General features: G+C 70.5%; 13 protein-coding genes. 12 read left to right on the top strand and 1 reads right to left on the bottom strand.

What is annotated here, in order from left to right:
• Positions 1-11 precede the first annotated feature (11 nt).
• Genes OED52_RS08110 through OED52_RS08120 form a run of 3 tightly spaced genes read left to right on the top strand, consistent with a single transcriptional unit; the run spans position 12 to position 2,883 of the window.
• Positions 12-992 (top strand): heme-dependent oxidative N-demethylase family protein, encoded by a 981-nt coding sequence (locus OED52_RS08110; protein WP_264154132.1) that lies wholly within the window; start codon positions 12-14, stop codon positions 990-992.
• A gap of 59 nt (positions 993-1,051) precedes the next feature.
• Positions 1,052-2,257 (top strand): winged helix DNA-binding domain-containing protein, encoded by a 1,206-nt coding sequence (locus tag OED52_RS08115; RefSeq protein WP_264154133.1) that lies wholly within the window; start codon positions 1,052-1,054, stop codon positions 2,255-2,257.
• A gap of 23 nt (positions 2,258-2,280) precedes the next feature.
• Entirely contained in the window at positions 2,281-2,883 is a 603-nt protein-coding gene (locus OED52_RS08120) for a GNAT family N-acetyltransferase (protein ID WP_264154134.1), read from the top strand.
• Between the two features lie 14 nt (positions 2,884-2,897).
• Here the strand turns inward: OED52_RS08120 and thiD are convergent, their stop codons facing one another.
• Positions 2,898-3,689 carry a bifunctional hydroxymethylpyrimidine kinase/phosphomethylpyrimidine kinase gene (gene thiD, locus OED52_RS08125; protein WP_264154135.1) on the bottom strand — a complete coding sequence of 264 codons (792 nt, stop codon included), beginning with the start codon at positions 3,687-3,689 and terminating at the stop codon, positions 2,898-2,900.
• 120 nt (positions 3,690-3,809) lie between these two features.
• Between thiD and OED52_RS08130 the strand changes: the two genes are divergently transcribed.
• The 9 genes from OED52_RS08130 to obgE all read left to right on the top strand — a co-directional run bounded on the left by OED52_RS08130 (position 3,810) and on the right by obgE (position 16,960).
• Positions 3,810-5,801 carry a S9 family peptidase gene (locus OED52_RS08130; protein ID WP_264154136.1) on the top strand — a complete coding sequence of 664 codons (1,992 nt, stop codon included), beginning with the start codon at positions 3,810-3,812 and terminating at the stop codon, positions 5,799-5,801.
• Between the two features lie 64 nt (positions 5,802-5,865).
• Entirely contained in the window at positions 5,866-8,529 is a 2,664-nt protein-coding gene (locus OED52_RS08135; protein ID WP_264154620.1) for a valine--tRNA ligase, read from the top strand.
• A complete protein-coding gene (gene folC, locus OED52_RS08140) occupies positions 8,526-9,947 on the top strand; it encodes a bifunctional tetrahydrofolate synthase/dihydrofolate synthase (protein ID WP_264154137.1) in 1,422 nt (473 codons plus the stop codon). Before OED52_RS08135 ends, folC begins: the two co-directional genes overlap by 4 nt.
• Entirely contained in the window at positions 9,944-10,348 is a 405-nt protein-coding gene (locus OED52_RS08145; protein WP_264154138.1) for a DUF4233 domain-containing protein, read from the top strand. The genes folC and OED52_RS08145 overlap by 4 nt, the downstream gene beginning before the upstream one ends.
• A gap of 17 nt (positions 10,349-10,365) precedes the next feature.
• Positions 10,366-10,785: a nucleoside-diphosphate kinase gene (ndk, locus tag OED52_RS08150; RefSeq protein ID WP_264154139.1), complete on the top strand. Its 420-nt coding sequence runs from the start codon at positions 10,366-10,368 to the stop codon at positions 10,783-10,785.
• 435 nt (positions 10,786-11,220) lie between these two features.
• A complete protein-coding gene (locus tag OED52_RS08155) occupies positions 11,221-14,448 on the top strand; it encodes a translation initiation factor IF-2 N-terminal domain-containing protein (protein WP_413247732.1) in 3,228 nt (1,075 codons plus the stop codon).
• Between the two features lie 303 nt (positions 14,449-14,751).
• Positions 14,752-15,063 carry a 50S ribosomal protein L21 gene (rplU, locus tag OED52_RS08160; protein WP_264154140.1) on the top strand — a complete coding sequence of 104 codons (312 nt, stop codon included), beginning with the start codon at positions 14,752-14,754 and terminating at the stop codon, positions 15,061-15,063.
• A gap of 36 nt (positions 15,064-15,099) precedes the next feature.
• The gene (gene rpmA, locus OED52_RS08165) at positions 15,100-15,363 is read left to right on the top strand and encodes a 50S ribosomal protein L27 (RefSeq protein ID WP_264154141.1); all 264 of its coding nucleotides are present in this window, start codon (positions 15,100-15,102) and stop codon (positions 15,361-15,363) included.
• Positions 15,364-15,502: 139 nt separating this feature from the next.
• The gene (gene obgE, locus OED52_RS08170) at positions 15,503-16,960 is read left to right on the top strand and encodes a GTPase ObgE (RefSeq protein ID WP_264154142.1); all 1,458 of its coding nucleotides are present in this window, start codon (positions 15,503-15,505) and stop codon (positions 16,958-16,960) included.
• Positions 16,961-16,995 lie beyond the last annotated feature (35 nt).

Raw genomic sequence — 16,995 nt, forward strand, 5'->3', positions numbered from 1 at the left:
AAGGACCGGATGTGACCGTTACCAGCGACCTGTCCTATCTCCCGTGGCCTTTTCTCGAAGGTGAGAACAGATTCCGCTACGGGGTCAACGTCGAACCCGCCCGCCGCCGCGTCGACACGTTCGCCGGCGGCTGGGGTGAACACATCGTCGACCTCGGACCCGACTACGTCGAGATGATGGCCCTGCGACGGGAGATCCTCGAGCGGGACCCGCACCGGGTCCGCTACCTCCCGCACATGACCCCGGCCTCGTGGGACCTACTGATGTTCTACTTCCGCGAGATGGCCGCGTCGTATCCCGACCTCATGACCCTCGACCGCCTCGGATCCGGATACCGTTGGCGCAACGAGCCTCTCGGAATCGACTGCACCTTCGTCCCGGGTGATCCGGAGACGCTGCCCGAACATCCGCTGGTGTTCGTCGCCTGCCAGATCCCCGACGACGTCCTGCTCGTCACCGAACGCGACGGCCACCTCTACTTCGACGCCGCCGTGGTGACCTCCTCCGCCGACTGGTCGGTGAAATTCGACATCGGCATGAGCATGCACGAGATCCACCGTCCCGTACCCGGTCTCACGCGCGACGGGGTCACCGACCGGGCCGAGCAGTTCCTGCGCCGGCTCACCGCCGACCAGCCCTACCGACGGGTGAACTGGACCTTCTCGGCCGTCGGCTCGCGGCGCCGTGACACGAGCCTCGAGACGATGCCCGAGTGGATGGACGACATCCCCCGCCTGAGGGCAGAGAAGGACTGGGGGAGGATCCAGCTGCGCATCGAACTCGAGCACCTCATCCGGCTGCCGACGACCGGTGCGATCGTGTTCAACATCCGCACCTACATGGCGCCCCTCGCCGAGATCGCCGCCTACCCGCAGTGGGCGTACCAACTCGCCGACATCGTCGAGGAGCTGCCGCGCGAGATCGCGCAGTACAAGGGCATCGACGAGTACCGGATGGAGGCGATGGCCTGGCTGCGCGAACGAGCGGCCTGAGGTCGCGGGGCCGCTTCACCGCGCGCCCGAGGTCGGTGGCCGGTCCTACGATGACGGCCATGGCCGCACCCAGGATCGACGTGGACGAACGCCGGGCACGACTGGCCGTCCGGCACCGGTTGCATCCCGCCCACCGCGCCCCCGACGCCGTCGACGCGGCGACGTCCCTGGTGTGCCTGCACGGCACCGACCCGGCGACCGTCTACCTGTCGGCGTGGGCACGTGTGGGCGGGTTCACCGTGGCCGACCTCGACCGGGCGCTCTACGACGACCGCACCCTGGTCAAGCACATGGCCATGCGGCGCACCGTCTTCGTCGTCCCGAGGAAGACCCTCCCGGTGGTGCAGGCCGGCGCGAGCGCCCGTGTCGCCGCCACCCAGCGGCGCACGGTCGTCAAGGACGTCGAGAAGGCCGGGCTGCACGACGACGGCGAACGGTGGTTCGACGAGGTGAGCCGCCACATCCTCGCCGCCCTGGCCGACGGTCGGCAGGCGACGTCGAGCGAGCTCAAGGCCGAGATCCCGTCCCTCGACGGCGCGATGGAGTTCGGTGCCGGCAAGTCCTGGGGCGGGCTGGTCACCTTCGCGCCCCGCGTCCTCACGGTGCTGTCCGCCGAGGGGAAGGTGGTCCGGGCGTCGAACAAGGGATCGTGGCGGGTCTCGCGCCCCACCTGGACGACCACCGAGTCGTGGTTGGGCTCGGGTATCGACGCCGTCGACGAGACCACAGGGGTGCGCGAACTCGTGCGGATGTGGCTGCGCGCCTTCGGTCCCGGTACCGAGGTGGACCTGAAGTGGTGGCTCGGGTCCACCCTCACCGCGGTGCGCGCGGCGCTGAAGGAACTGGACGCCGTCGAGGTCGACCTGGACGGCCGCACCGGTCACCTGCTGCCCGACGACCTCGAGCCGCAGGGCGAGGTCGAACCGTGGGGTGCGCTGCTGCCGGGGCTGGACCCCACGGTCATGGGCTGGTCCGAGCGCGACTGGTATCTCGGCCCCTACAAGGAGGCGCTGTTCGACTCCAACGGCAACGCGGGCCCCACCGCCTGGTGGGACGGGCGGATCGTCGGCACGTGGTGGCAGACCGGGACGGGCGCGGTGAGCCTGCACCTGCTCGAGGACATCGGCGCCGAGGGCACCGCGGTGCTGCGCGAGGAAGCCACCCGCCTCGACGACTGGCTCGGCGGGGTGCGGGTGCTGCCACGGTTCCCCACGCCGCTCGTGAAAACGCTGGCGAACGGATCGGAAACGCCCGTCACGGGGTGATCCTCCGTCGTAGGCTGCCCGACATGGCCGTCACCGTCAGAACCGCCACGCGGAGGGACGTTCCGGCTCTCGCGTCCGTCCTCGCCGACGCCTTCATCGACGACCCGCTGTTCCTGTGGATGATCCCCGAGGACCGGCACCGCGTGCGGCGGCTGGAACGTTTCTTCGCCACCGACGCCCGGCACCACATGGTTCCGCTGGGCGCCACCGCGATCGCGGAGTCCGACGGCGTCGTCGCGGGAGCCGCGATGTGGGCGCCACCCGGCAGGTGGCGCGCCGGCACCTGGACGTCGCTGCGGCTGCTGCCCGGCTACATCGCCGCACTCGGACGCTATTCGGGGCGCGGGAAACTTCTGGAGGAGACCACCGAGAAGGCGCACCCCGAGGAACCCCACTGGTACCTGGCGACCATCGGAACCGCTGCGGCCGCGCGCGGCGGCGGATTCGGCAAGGCCCTGATGCAGGCCGGGCTCGACCGCGCCGACGCCGAACACGCCCCCGCCTATCTCGAGTCCAGCAAGGAACGGAACATCTCGTACTACGAGAGGTTCGGCTTCGAGGTCACCCGGGAGATCGTGATCCCCGACGGCCCGACCGTGTGGGCGATGTGGCGGAAGCCCCGCTGACATGCGCCGGTGGGTCAGGCGCCCTGCCAGACGGTGTCGAAGGGGGTGTGCGCTGAAACCCGGCCCTTGATGCCGCGGGTGACGAAATCCTTGGCCGACTTCACGGCCGCGGCGACGTCGGTGCCCTTGGCGAGTTCGGCGGTGATCGCGGCGGCCAGGGTGCAGCCCGCACCCGAGACCCGCTCGTTGCCGACCTTCGGGGCCGTCACCAGGGTGACGTCCTCCCCGTCGAACAGCACGTCGACGGCCTCCTCACCCGGCAGCTCCACGCCGCCCTTGGCGATCACGTACTGCGGGCCGAGGTCGTGGATGCGGCGCGCGGCCTCGATCAGGTCGTCGACCGAGTCGATGGAGTCCATCCCCGACAGGGTGCGGGCCTCGAACATGTTCGGGGTGATCACCGTGGCATGCGGGAGGATCCGGGTGCGCAGCGCGTTGTCGGTGTCGAGCGCGGCACCGGGCTCCTGGCCCTTGCAGATCAGCACCGGGTCGAGCACGACGTGCCGCCAGTTCTGCTTGGCCAGGCCCTCGGCGACGACCTCGATTGTCGCGGGGGTGCCGAGCATGCCGATCTTCACGACGTCGAGGTCGTGGGCGGAGGTGGCCGCCTCGATCTGGTCGGCGATGACCTCGGCCGGCACCGGGAAGAAGCGGTGACCCCAGTCGTTCTTCGGGTCGAACGAGACGATGCAGGTCGTGGTGCCCACACCGTACACACCGTGCTGCTGGAACGTCTTGAGGTCGACCTGCAGACCGGCACCACCGGTCGCTTCCGAGCCGGCGATGACGTAGGCGAGATCGACCATGAAGATGCTCCGTTCGAGGGGAAGACGCGATCGGGATATGTCTGCCGAACGACCAGGTTACAACCGCGCGTGCCGCAACCTCGACGCTGCCCGCCGTGGCCCTCGCTATCGTCCTGGACCATGACCGCCTTCCACGAGCTCGACGACTACCTGGCGCTGCCGCGCGTGACGACCCTGGCGATGTCGCCCGACGGCACCCGGCTGGTGATCGCCCAGTCGACGCTCGACGACAAGGCCACCTCCTACACCGGCGCCCTGTGGGAGATCGACCCCGACGGGCAGGAACCGGCCCGGCGGCTCACCCACGGCGTGAAAGGGGAGTCCAACCCCGCCTTCACCGCCACCGGCGACCTGCTGTTCACCGCAGCACGCGGCAAGGACGACCAGCCCGTCTCGCTGTGGCGCCTGCCCGCCCGGGGCGGTGAGGCCGAGCAGGTCGCGACCCGCAAGGGCGGCATCGCCTCGGTCCACACCGCCGCCCGCGCCGACCGGATCGTCGTCACCGCCGCCGTCCTCGGCCACAGCGAGAGCGACGACGAACGCGTCCGCGACGCCCGGAAGAGCGCCGAGGTCACCGCCGTCCTGCACTCCGGCTATCCGGTGCGCTACTGGGACCACGACCTCGGCCCCGACCAGCCGCACCTGCTGATCCCCGGCAAGGACGGCGGCCTCACCGACCTCACACCCGGCATCCGCGGCGCGCTGCGCAACCCGCGGCTCGACGTCGCCGCCGACGGTTCGTTCGCCGCGTCCACCTGGGTGGTCGCCGGGCCGCGCGCCTCCCGCCGCGTCACCCTCGTGCGGATCGATCTCGGCACCGGCCTGCGCACCCCGCTCGTCGACGACCCCGACGGCGACGCCACCCACCCGGCGATCTCCCCGGACGGCACGAAGCTCGCCTACCTGCACGAATCGCTCAGCGACGCCGAGAACCCGCCCCGGGTCACCCTGCGCGTGCTCGACCTGGCGACCGGCACGACGAGCCGCGAAGCGCCCGAATGGGACCGGCGCCCCACCTCCGTCGCGTGGCTGCCCGACGGCACCGGGCTGGTCCTCACCGCCGACGACCGCGGCCGCGCCCCGGTCTTCGTGCACCGGCTCGGCCGATCACAACCCGAGCGCCTCACCGCCGACGACGCGGCCTACACCGACGTGCACGTCGCCCCCGACGGCACCCGCGTCTACGCCCTGCGCGCCTCCTGCACGGTGCCGCCGCACCCCGTCCGGATCACCCTCACCGGCCCCGACGCCGGTGCGGTCACCGCACTGCCGGCGCCCGCGCCGTTGCCGGAGCTGCCGGGCCGGCTCACCGAGGTCGTCACCGAGGCCACCGACGGCACCCCGCTACGCGCCTGGCTCGCCCTGCCGCACGAGGCCTCCGACACCGCCCCCGCGCCGCTGCTGCTGTGGGTGCACGGCGGGCCGCTGAGCAGCTGGAACACCTGGTCGTGGCGGTGGAACCCGTGGCTGCTCGCCGCATGCGGCTACGCCGTGCTGCTGCCCGACCCGGCGCTGTCCACCGGCTACGGCGACGAGTTCGTCCGCCGCGGCTGGGGACGCTGGGGCAAGGAGCCCTACACCGACCTCATGACCCTCACCGACGCCACCGTCGCCCGCCCCGACATCGACGCCGACCGCACCGCCGTGATGGGCGGCTCGTTCGGCGGCTACATGGCCAACTGGATCGCCGGGCACACCGACCGCTTCCGGGCGATCGTCACCCACGCCGGGCTGTGGGCGCTGGACCAGTTCACCCCGACCACCGACGTCGCCTGGTACTGGCAGCGGGAGGTGACCCCGGAGATGGCCGTCGAGAACTCCCCGCACCTGTTCGTCGCCGACATCGTCACCCCGATGCTCGTCATCCACGGCGACAAGGACCACCGCGTGCCCATCGGGGAGGCCCTGCGCCTGTGGTACGAGCTGCTCGACGAGTCCGGCCTGCCCGCCGAGGAGGACGGCACCACCGTGCACCGGTTCCTGTACTTCCCGTCGGAGAACCACTGGGTGCTGCGGCCCCAGCACACGAAGATCTGGTACCGGACCGTCGAGGCGTTCCTGTCCGAGCACGTCCTCGGCCGCCCGCTGGAGTTGCCGGCCGAACTCGGCTGACGCGGGGGAGACCGACGGCACACGGGCCGTGTCCAGGCGGTTTGTGCTCGACGCTTACGATTGCCTGGTGACCAGTGCGCCAGAGAACTCGCAGAACCCCGCCGACGCCCTCCCCAAGAGCTGGGATCCCAGCGCTGTCGAAGCGGAGCTCTACCAGCAGTGGGTGGACGCCGGCTACTTCGAGGCCGACCCGACCAGCGACAAGCCCGGGTACTCGATCGTGCTGCCCCCGCCCAACGTCACCGGCAGCCTGCACATGGGTCACGCCCTCGACCACACCCTCATGGACGCGCTCACCCGCCGCAAGCGCATGCAGGGCTACGAGGTGCTGTGGCTGCCCGGCATGGACCACGCCGGCATCGCCACCCAGACCGTCGTCGAGAAGCAGCTCGCCGCCGGCGGCAAGAAGAAGGAGGACCTCGGCCGCGAGGCCTTCATCGAGAAGGTCTGGCAGTGGAAGGCCGAGTCCGGCGGCATGATCCAGGGCCAGATGCGCCGCATCGGTGACGGCGTCGACTGGTCCCGCGACCGCTTCACCATGGACGAGGGCCTGTCCCGCGCCGTCCAGACGATCTTCAAGCGCCTCTACGACGAGGGCCTGATCTACCGCGCCGAGCGCCTGGTCAACTGGTCGCCGGTGCTGCAGACCGCCATCTCCGACATCGAGGTCAAGTTCGAGGAGGTCGAGGGCGAACTCGTCTCCCTGCGCTACGGCTCCCTGAACGACGACGAACCGCACGTGGTCGTCGCCACCACCCGTGTCGAGACGATGCTCGGCGACACCGCCGTCGCGGTGCACCCCGACGACGAGCGCTACAAGGACCTGATCGGCACCACGCTCGAGCACCCCATCACCGGGCGGCAGATCCCGATCATCGCCGACGAGTACGTCGACCCCGAATTCGGTACGGGCGCCGTGAAGATCACCCCGGCACACGACCCCAACGACTTCGAGATGGGCCTGCGGCACAACCTGCCGATGCCCACGATCATGGACAAGGCCGGCCGCATCGCCGACACCGGCACCCGCTTCGACGGCATGGACCGCTTCGAAGCGCGCGTCGCGATCCGTGAGGAACTCGCCGCGCAGGGCCGTGTCGTCGCCGAGAAGCGCCCCTACATCCACAGCGTCGGCCACTCCGAGCGGTCCGGCGAGACCATCGAGCCGCGCCTGTCGATGCAGTGGTGGGTCAAGGTCGACAAGCTCGCCAAGGCTGCCGGCGACGCGGTGCGCAACGGGCACACCGTCATCCACCCCGCGAGCCAGGAACCGCGCTGGTTCGAGTGGGTCGACAACATGCACGACTGGTGCATCTCGCGTCAGCTGTGGTGGGGTCACCGCATCCCGATCTGGTACGGCCCGAACGGTGAGGTCGAGTGCTTCGGCCCCGACGAGACCGCACCCGAGGGCTGGGAGCAGGACCCCGACGTCCTCGACACCTGGTTCTCCTCGGCGCTGTGGCCGTTCTCGACCATGGGCTGGCCGGACCGTACCCCCGAGCTGGACAAGTTCTACCCGACCAGCGTGCTCGTCACCGGCTACGACATCCTGTTCTTCTGGGTCGCGCGCATGATGATGTTCGGCACCTACGTGTCGGGCGACGACGCCGTGCACCAGGCGCCGGTGCCGTTCAAGGACCTGTTCCTGCACGGCCTGGTCCGCGATCAGTTCGGTAAGAAGATGTCGAAGTCGCGCGGCAACGGCATCGACCCGCTGGACTGGGTCGAGCGCTTCGGCGCCGACGCCCTGCGTTTCACCCTGGCGCGCGGCGCGAACCCGGGCAGCGACCTCGCCGTCGGTGAGGACCACGCCCAGTCGTCGCGCAACTTCGCCAACAAGCTGTTCAACGCCACCAAGTTCGCGCTCATGAACGGCGCCGTGGTGGGTGAGCTGCCCGCCCGCGAGCAGCTCACCGACGCCGACCGCTGGGTCCTCGACCGGCTCGAGCAGGTCCGCGCCGAGGTCGACGCGGCCTTCGACCGCTACGAGTTCTCCAAGGCGTGCGAGGCGCTCTACCACTTCGCGTGGGACGAGGTCTGCGACTGGTACCTCGAGCTCGCCAAGGTCCAGCTCGCCGAGGGCAGCGAGTACGCCGAGGGCACCAAGGTCGTGCTCGGCACCGTCCTCGACGCGCTGCTGCGCCTGCTGCACCCCGTCATCCCGTTCGTCACCGAGACCCTGTGGAAGGCCCTCACCGGCGGGGAGTCCGTCGTCGTCGCGTCGTGGCCCGAGGCGTCCGGCGTGGCCGCCGACGGCACCGCCGCGCAGCGCATCGCCGACCTGCAGAAGCTCGTCACCGAGATTCGTCGGTTCCGCAGCGACCAGGGCCTCAAGCCGTCCCAGAAGGTCGCGACCCGCCTGATCGGGGTCGAGGACGCCGATCTGGTCGCGCAGGTGCCGGCCGTGCGTTCGCTCGCCCGCCTCACCGAGCCCGAGGACTCGTTCTCGGCCACCGCCTCCATCGAGGTGCGCCTGAGCCGGGCGACGGTCACCGTCGAGCTCGACACCTCCGGCAGCATCGACGTCGGCGCCGAGATCGCGCGTCTGCGCAAGGATCTCGCCGCGGCGGAGAAGGAACTGTCGGTCACCTCGGCGAAGCTGTCGAACGACGCCTTCCTCGCGAAGGCCCCCGAGCAGGTCGTCGAGAAGATCCGCGGTCGCAAGCAGATCGCCGAGGAGGAGATCGCGCGGATCACCGCGCGGCTGAAGGAGCTGGGCGCGGCGTGAGCACCGACACCCCGGGGTCCCCGTCCCCGGTGGACCTCGCCGAACTGGCGCTGGTCGAGGAGGAACTCGACCGGCGCTGGCCGGAGACGAAGATCGAGCCGTCCCTGGCGCGGATCTCCGCGCTCATGGACATCCTCGGGTCGCCGCAGCACAACTACCCGTCGATCCACGTCGCCGGTACCAACGGCAAGACGTCGACGGCCCGCATGATCGACGCGCTGCTCACCCGCATGCACCAGCGGGTGGGCCGCACGACGAGCCCGCACCTGCAGCTCGCCACCGAGCGGATCAGCATCGACGGGACGCCGGTCTCGCCGCGCACCTACGTCGACACCTACCGCGACATCGAGCCATACGTGCGGATGATCGACGAGCAGTCCGAGGCGGCCGGTGGCCCGAGGATGAGCAAGTTCGAGGTCACCACCGCCATGGCGTTCGCGGCCTTCGCCGATGCGCCCGTCGACGTGGCGGTCGTCGAGGTCGGACTCGGCGGACGCTGGGACGCCACCAACGTCGTCACCGGGCAGGTCGCGGTGATCACCCCGATCGGCATCGACCACACCGGTTTCCTCGGCGACACCCTCACCGAGATCGCGGGGGAGAAGGCCGGGATTATCAAGAAGGCCGTCGGGGACGGGCTCGTGCCGCGCGACACCGTGGCGATCATCGCCCAGCAGGAACCCGAGGCGATGGAGGTGCTGCTACGGCAGGCCGTCGAGGCCGACGCGGCCGTCGCCCGGCAGGGCTCGGAGTTCGCGGTGGTGCGCCGCGCGGTCGCCGTGGGTGGTCAGCAGATCGACCTGCAGGGCCTCGGCGGGCTCTACACCGACATCTTCCTGCCGCTGCACGGCGAGCATCAGGCCCACAACGCGTCGGTGGCGCTCGCGGCCGTCGAGGCGTTCCTGGGCGCCGGTGCGGACAAGCAACTCGACGTCGAGGTGGTGCGCGAGGCGTTCGCGTCGGTGACCAGCCCCGGACGCCTCGAGCGGGTGCGCAGCGCACCCACCGTCTTCCTCGACGCCGCGCACAACCCCCACGGCGCGAAGGCGCTCGCGGCGGCCCTCGCCGCCGAGTTCGACTTCCGTAAACTGGTGGGTGTCGTCAGCGTGATGGCGGACAAGGACGTGGCCGGACTCATCGAGGCACTCGAGCCTGTCTTCGACGAGATCGTGGTCACCCACAACGGGTCGCCCCGGGCGATGGACGTCGACGATCTGGCGAACATCGCCGTCGCCCGTTTCGGTGACGAGCGTGTCGTGACGGCCGCGAGCCTGCCCGACGCGATCGAGACCGCGATCGCGATCGCGGAGGAGATCGGCGAGCCGGGGGAGACGATCTCCGGTGCCGGTGTCGTGATCACCGGTTCGGTCGTCACCGCCGGTGCCGCGCGCAGTCTCTTCGGAAAGGATCCCTCGTGAGCAACGACAATCCGGAGCAGCAGCAGTTCCGCCCGCCGGCGACCGACCCGTGGAAGGGCTTCCGCGGGGTGATGGCCGGCACCCTGGTGCTCGAGGCGATCGTCGTCCTGCTGGTGCTGCCGGTCATCGCGACGGTCGGCGGGGGACTGAGCGCCCTGTCGACCACCTACGTGGTGGGCCTGGCGGTGCTGATGATCCTCGGCGCGGGGCTGCAGAAACGGCCTTGGGCCATCCCGTTCAACATCACGCTGCAGGTCCTGGCGGTGCTCGGCTTCTTCGTCGACCCCGCCTTCGGCGCCGTGGGCGTGCTGTTCGCCGTCGTCTGGGCGTACATCTTCTACCTGCGGAAAGACATCCGGTATCGCGAATCCCGGGGTCTGCTCCGAGGGCAGCGGGACTGAACCTCTAGGCTTGTCGCGTGACTGAGCGGACCCTGGTACTGATCAAGCCCGACGGCGTTGCCCGTCGTCATGTCGGAGAGATCCTCTCGCGCATCGAGCGCAAGGGACTCGACATCGTCGCTCTCGAGCTCCGCACCGCGACGGAAGAGGTCGCCGCGGCGCACTACGCCGAGCACGAGGGCAAGCCCTTCTACCCCTCGCTGATCGAGTTCATCACGGGCGGCCCGCTCGTGGCGGCGGTCCTCGAGGGCCCCCGCGCGATCGCGGCGTTCCGGCAGCTCGCCGGCGGCACCGACCCCGTCGAGAAGGCCGTGCCCGGCTCGATCCGCGGCGACCTGGGTCTCGACCCGGGCGAGAACCTCGTGCACGGCTCCGACTCGGTCGAGTCCGCCGAGCGCGAGATCGCGCTGTGGTTCCCGGCCCTGGCTGCGAAGTAGGCAATTTCCGAAGGATCGGCGTGTCGCGCCGGAACCACTCCGGCGACGCGATTCGCTGCGTACGACACCCGCCGACGGCGCCCCACGGGGCGCCGTTGGCGTATCCGCGCAGTTCTGTGTGGGATACTGGCAGAGGTTGCACCTCACACACCTTGTGCGGAGCGACCGAACGACATCACGGATCGATGCCCGACATCGCTGTGGCCGAGGACGAAGGAGACACCTCGCTCGGCGGCACGCTGGATGTTCCGGCGCACGACCCGCGATCAAGCCAGGCATTGCTCGGCCGTGCAGTGAAAACGGGCACCGGACGACCGCGCGATGCGAGACCGGAAGAACTCGCGCCCCGGCGCGAGTACACAAACAGCGCCCCCGCGTGGCCGCTCACATCGCCCAGTCGGTGATGGACGCGCCCGGGGGTCTTAGGAGACTTACGTGGCCGATCGAGAGCCGCCGGAGAACAATTCGATCGAGTCGACGGAGGCAGGTGGACGCAACGTCCTGGGCCTGCCTGCCAAGATTCGTGTGCACGCGCTCGCCAAGCTGCTGGGCCTGACCAGCAAGCAGGTGATCGCGAAGGCCGCCGAGCGCGGCACCGAGCTGCGCAGCGCGCACTCGACCCTCCCGCGCGACGTTGCGGAGGACCTGCACGCCGCGCTGAGCAGCACCGAAGGTGAGGAACCGGCGCCCGCTGTGGCCCCGGCTCCGGCCGAGCCGGAGGCGACCGAAGCCACCGAGCCGGAGGTCGTCGAGTCCGAAGCGGCCGAGCCCGCGGCCGAGGAGGCCGTGCAGGTGCCGCCCGTCGGCGGGCCCACCGGCCTGTTCACCTCCGCCGAGCAGAGCACTCCGCTGTTCGAGATCCCGGAGCCGCCCGCGACCCCGGCCGAACCCATCGTCACCGCGCCGCTGTTCCTGCAGCCCGAGGTGCCGTCCGCGGTCGAGGACGAGGAGGAGAGCCGTCCGCGTCGTCGGCGTGTCCGTCGCAGCGCGAAGACCGCCGACCAGCCCGTGGTCGAGGACGAGCAGACCACCGGCACCGTCGAGGAACCGGCCGCCGAGACCGAGACCGAGGCCGAGGACACTGCGGCGGCCCGGAGCGAGGACGAGCAGGACGATCAGCAGCCGCGCCGCCGTCGCCGCGGACGTCGGGGCCGGGGCCGTGGTCGCGGGGACGGTGCCGACGCCGAGCTGCAGGGCGAGGACGACTCGGAGACCGAGGCCACCGAGAAGGCCGCGAGCACCGAGAAGGCTGCGACCGCCGAGAAGACCGAGACCGTCGACGCTGAGGCCGAGGGCGCTGCCGAGACCGACGAGTCCGCCGAGGACACGAGCTCCGAGGACGACGAGGAACAGGGCGGTGAGGAGACCGCCGAGGGCGGCACCTCGCGACGCCGTCGCCGCCGTCGCCGTCGCCGTGGTTCGGCCGACACCGAGACCACGACCACCGAGGACGACTCGATCCCCACGGTCGTCCACGAGCGTGAACCGCGCACCCGCACCCGCGCCAAGGACGAGGTCCAGGGCATCAGCGGGTCGACCCGCCTCGAGGCGAAGCGTCAGCGGCGCCGCGACGGCCGGGAGGCCGGACGTCGTCGTCCGCCGATCCTCACCGAGTCGGAGTTCCTCGCCCGCCGCGAGTCCGTCGACCGGGTGATGGTCGTGCGCGAGCGCACCGGTGGCCAGCACGCCGGGATGACGCAGGTCGCGGTGCTCGAGGACGGCATCCTCGTCGAACACTTCGTCACCACCTCCGGGTCGGCGTCGATGGTCGGCAACATCTATCTCGGCCGCGTCCAGAACGTGCTGCCCTCCATGGAGGCGGCGTTCATCGACATCGGCCGCGGCCGCAACGGCGTGCTCTACGCCGGTGAGGTGAACTGGGAGGCCGCGGGCCTCGGCGGCAACTCGCGCAAGATCGAGCAGGCCCTCAAGCCCGGCGACCAGGTGGTCGTGCAGGTCAGCAAGGACCCGGTCGGCCACAAGGGTGCGCGCCTGACCACCCAGATCAGCCTCGCCGGACGCTTCCTGGTGTACGTGCCGGGCGGATCGTCGACGGGCATCAGCCGCAAGCTGCCCGACACCGAGCGCAAGCGCCTGAAGGACATCCTCCGCGAGATCGTCCCGGCCGATGCCGGTGTGATCATCCGGACCGCCGCCGAGGGCGTCAGCGAGGAGGAACTCTCCCGCGACGTCACCCGTCTGCAGACGCAGTGGGAGTCCATCCGCGAGCAGGCCGAGAAGCTGCAGGCCGACGCGTCGGGCCAGCCGAAGACCCTCTACGAGGAGCCCGACCTGCTCGTGAAGGTCGTGCGCGACCTCTTCAACGAGGACTTCTCGAAGCTCGTCATCGAGGGCGAGTCCGCGTGGAACACCGTCGAGGGTTACATCCGCACGGTCGCCCCGGACCTGCTGCCGCGCGTCGAGCGTTACGAGTCGAAGAACTCGGTGGACGTCTTCGCCGCCCACCGCATCGACGAGCAGCTCGCCAAGGCACTCGACCGCAAGGTGTGGCTGCCCTCGGGCGGCACCCTCGTCATCGACCGCACCGAGGCGATGACGGTGATCGACGTCAACACCGGCAAGTTCACCGGCTCGGGCGGCAACCTCGAGGAGACGGTCACCCGCAACAACCTCGAGGCCGCCGAGGAGATCGTCCGCCAGATGCGTCTGCGCGACATCGGCGGCATGATCGTCGTCGACTTCATCGACATGGTGCTCGAGTCGAACCGCGATCTGGTGCTGCGGCGCCTCACCGAGGCCCTGGGCCGGGACCGCACCCGCCACCAGGTCTCGGAGGTCACCTCGCTCGGTCTCGTGCAGATGACCCGCAAGCGGCTCGGCACCGGGCTCGTCGAGGCGTTCTCCACCACCTGCGAGCACTGCAACGGCCGCGGAATCATCGTCCACTCGGAGCCCATCGAGTCGAAGCACTCCGACGACTCGAACCGCTCCTCGGGTGGCTCGCGCCGCAAGCGGGGACGGGACAAGAGCGCCGCCGAACCGGCGCCCGCCGCCGAACCCCAGGTGCACCATCCGTCGCCGGAGGAGGTCGCCAAGCGCGCCGCCCATCCGGTGGCCCTCGCGATGGCCGCCCACCAGGCGGAGACGCATCCGGACGAGGCTCCGCAGTCCGAGACCCAGCAGTCCGAGACCCAGCAGTCCGGGTCCCAGCAGGCCGACAGCGCTGCCGAGGCCCCGGCCGCTGCCGACCCGGTGAAGGTCGCCGAGCCGCTGCAGGCGGTCGAGCAGGAGAAGGTCGCCGCGGAGGGTCGCGAGACCCCCAGCGGGGAGGACCACACCACCGTGACGACCCCCGCGGACGAACCGCAGGAGGTCGAAGCGGAGGTGGCGGCTGCCGAGGAGGCGGTCGAACCGGCCCCGGTCGCGTCCGCTCCGGCGGCCCGTCCCGCCGAGACCGGAACGAGTCCGGAGACCGCACCGCGGCGTCGCAGGGCCCGCAGGGTCGCCCGCGCGGCGGCCGCACCCACCGGCGACGGGGACTCCGCCGCCAAGGTGTTCGTCATCCCGGTGACCGCCACCGACAGCGCCCCCGAGGCGCCGGCGGTCCCGGCGGCCGACACCCCCGTCGAGATCGTGCGGCGGCCGCGGGTGCGGCGCGCTGCGGGACGCCCGGCGGGACCCCCGGTCGACGCCGAGGCGTAGACCACTCGGGGAGGACCACTCGGGGGAGACCGCGGTGACCGGAACGTGATGTCCGGTGCCGGGTCGGCCTGTGCCGGCCCGGCACCGGAGACATGTGCCGGTCCGGCACGGGACACCCCGGGGCCCGGTTTGACCCCGAGAGTCACCGTCCCGTAATCTTGTTCAGTCGCTACTCGGCGATGCTGCCCGGCTGCGTCCGAACACGGGATGGTGGCGGGACCCGAGTCAGCAACCACACCAGACCAGTCGCGTTCGCAACACTGTGGCGCGAGAACGTTCGAAGAAGCAAGGGGTAGCCGTCCGATGGCAACGTACGCGATCGTCAAGACCGGCGGTAAGCAGTACAAGGTCGCTGAAGGCGACCTCGTCAAGGTCGAGAAGATCGAGGGTGAGCCCGGCGCTGCTGTCTCGCTCGCCCCGGTCCTCGTCGTCGACGGATCCGAACTGACCACCGATGCCGACAAGCTGGCCAAGGTCACGGTCACCGGCGAGATCGTCGAGCACACCAAGGGCCCGAAGATCCGCATCCACAAGTTCAAGAACAAGACCGGCTACCACAAGCGTCAGGGTCACCGTCAGAAGCTGACGGTCGTCAAGGTCACCGGCATCAAGTAATTCGAGCTTCGAGCTTCACCCTCAGGAGGGTTCGTCATGGCACACAAGAAGGGTGCATCCAGCTCCCGTAACGGTCGCGATTCGAACGCCAAGCGACTCGGCGTCAAGCGCTTCGGTGGCCAGGCCGTCAACGCCGGCGAGATCATCGTGCGCCAGCGCGGCACCCACTTCCACCCCGGCGTGAACGTCGGACGTGGCGGCGACGACACGCTGTTCGCTCTCGCTGCCGGTGCCGTCGAGTTCGGCACCAAGCGCGGTCGCAAGACCATCAACATCGTCCCGGTTGCGGCAGAGGCCTGATCTGCCGTCCGATGAGGACACCGCGGGGGCTGCCCTCGCGACATACTCCCAATAGGGGCGGGCCAGGGTCGCACACCCTGACCCGCCCCTGTTGCGTTGTTCACCAAGGTTGTTTTTCGGACGGAGAGAAGGTCCACCCATGTCCCGCTTCATCGACCGGGTGGTGCTGCACGTCAGCGCCGGTAAGGGCGGTAACGGCTGTGCCTCCGTCCACCGCGAGAAGTTCAAGCCGCTCGGCGGCCCCGACGGTGGTAACGGAGGCAACGGCGGTGACGTCGTCCTCGAGGTCGACCGCAACGTGCACACCCTGCTCGACTTCCACTTCCACCAGCACGCCAAGGCGTCCAACGGCGCCCAGGGCGCCGGCGGCAACCGCAACGGCGCCAACGGCGGCGACCTGGTCCTGAAGGTCCCGGACGGCACCGTCGTGCTCGACCGCAACGGCCGCATCCTCGCCGACCTCGTCGGTGAGGGCACCCGCTTCGTCGCCGCACACGGTGGTCGCGGTGGACTCGGCAACGCCGCCCTCGCCTCGAAGGCCCGCAAGGCCCCCGGCTTCGCCCTGCTCGGCGAGGAGGGCGAAGAGCTCGACCTCGTCCTCGAACTGAAGTCCGTCGCCGACGTCGGTCTCGTCGGGTTCCCCTCCGCCGGCAAGTCGTCGCTGGTGTCGGTGCTCTCGGCGGCCAAGCCGAAGATCGCCGACTACCCGTTCACCACGCTCGTCCCGAATCTCGGGGTGGTGCAGTCCGGCGACGTCACCTTCACCGTCGCCGACGTCCCGGGCCTGATCCCCGGCGCCAGCGAGGGCCGTGGTCTCGGCCTCGACTTCCTCCGCCACCTCGAGCGGTGCGCCGTGCTCGCCCACGTCGTCGACTGCGCGACCCTCGAACCCGGCCGCGATCCGATCTCCGACATCGACGCCCTCGAGGCGGAGCTCGCCGCCTACCAGCCGGCGCTGGCCGGCGACAGCGGCCTCGGCGACCTCGCCGAACGCCCCCGCATCGTCATCCTGAACAAGGCCGACGTGCCCGACGCGAAGGAACTCGCCGAGTTCGTCACCCCCGAACTCGAGGCCCGCGGCTGGCCGGTGTTCACCATCTCCGCCGTGAGCCGCGAGGGCCTGCGGCCGCTGACCTTCGCGCTGGCCCGGATGGTCGCCGAGTACCGAGAGGCGCACCCGCCGGCCGAACCGACCCGCCCGGTGATCCGTCCCGTCCCGCGCGACGAGGAGAGCTTCACCGTCGTGCCCGACCCCGAGGTGCCCGGCGGCTTCGTCGTCCGCGGTACCCGGCCCGAGCGGTGGGTGCGGCAGACGGCCTTCGACAACGACGAAGCGGTGGGATACCTCGCCGACCGGCTCGCCCGTCTCGGCGTCGAGGACAAGCTCGTCGAGCTCGGCGCGGAACCGGGCTGCTCCGTCACCATCGGCGACGTCAGCTTCGAGTGGGAGCCGCAGACCCAGGCCGGCGTGGACATCGTGCCCACGGGCCGCGGCACCGACGCCCGCCTCGACCGGGTGGACCGCGTCAGCGCCACCGAACGCCGCCACGCCAAGAAGGTCCGGCGCGGCCTGGCCACGGACGACGATTTCGAATAGCGGGTCGCGGCGCCACCGCTCCCGCAGGTAGCAGG

It is taken from the genome of Rhodococcus sp. Z13 (genome assembly GCF_025837095.1).
GTDB lineage: Bacteria > Actinomycetota > Actinomycetes > Mycobacteriales > Mycobacteriaceae > Rhodococcus > Rhodococcus sacchari.

Coding starts and splice junctions, on each gene's coding strand:
- OED52_RS08115 (WP_264154133.1), top strand. CDS start 1,052: ATGGCCGCACCCAGGATCGACGTGGACGAACGCCGGGCACGACTGGCC.
- OED52_RS08120 (WP_264154134.1), top strand. CDS start 2,281: ATGGCCGTCACCGTCAGAACCGCCACGCGGAGGGACGTTCCGGCTCTC.
- thiD (WP_264154135.1), bottom strand. CDS start 3,689: ATGGTCGATCTCGCCTACGTCATCGCCGGCTCGGAAGCGACCGGTGGT.
- OED52_RS08130 (WP_264154136.1), top strand. CDS start 3,810: ATGACCGCCTTCCACGAGCTCGACGACTACCTGGCGCTGCCGCGCGTG.
- rplU (WP_264154140.1), top strand. CDS start 14,752: ATGGCAACGTACGCGATCGTCAAGACCGGCGGTAAGCAGTACAAGGTC.
- rpmA (WP_264154141.1), top strand. CDS start 15,100: ATGGCACACAAGAAGGGTGCATCCAGCTCCCGTAACGGTCGCGATTCG.
- obgE (WP_264154142.1), top strand. CDS start 15,503: ATGTCCCGCTTCATCGACCGGGTGGTGCTGCACGTCAGCGCCGGTAAG.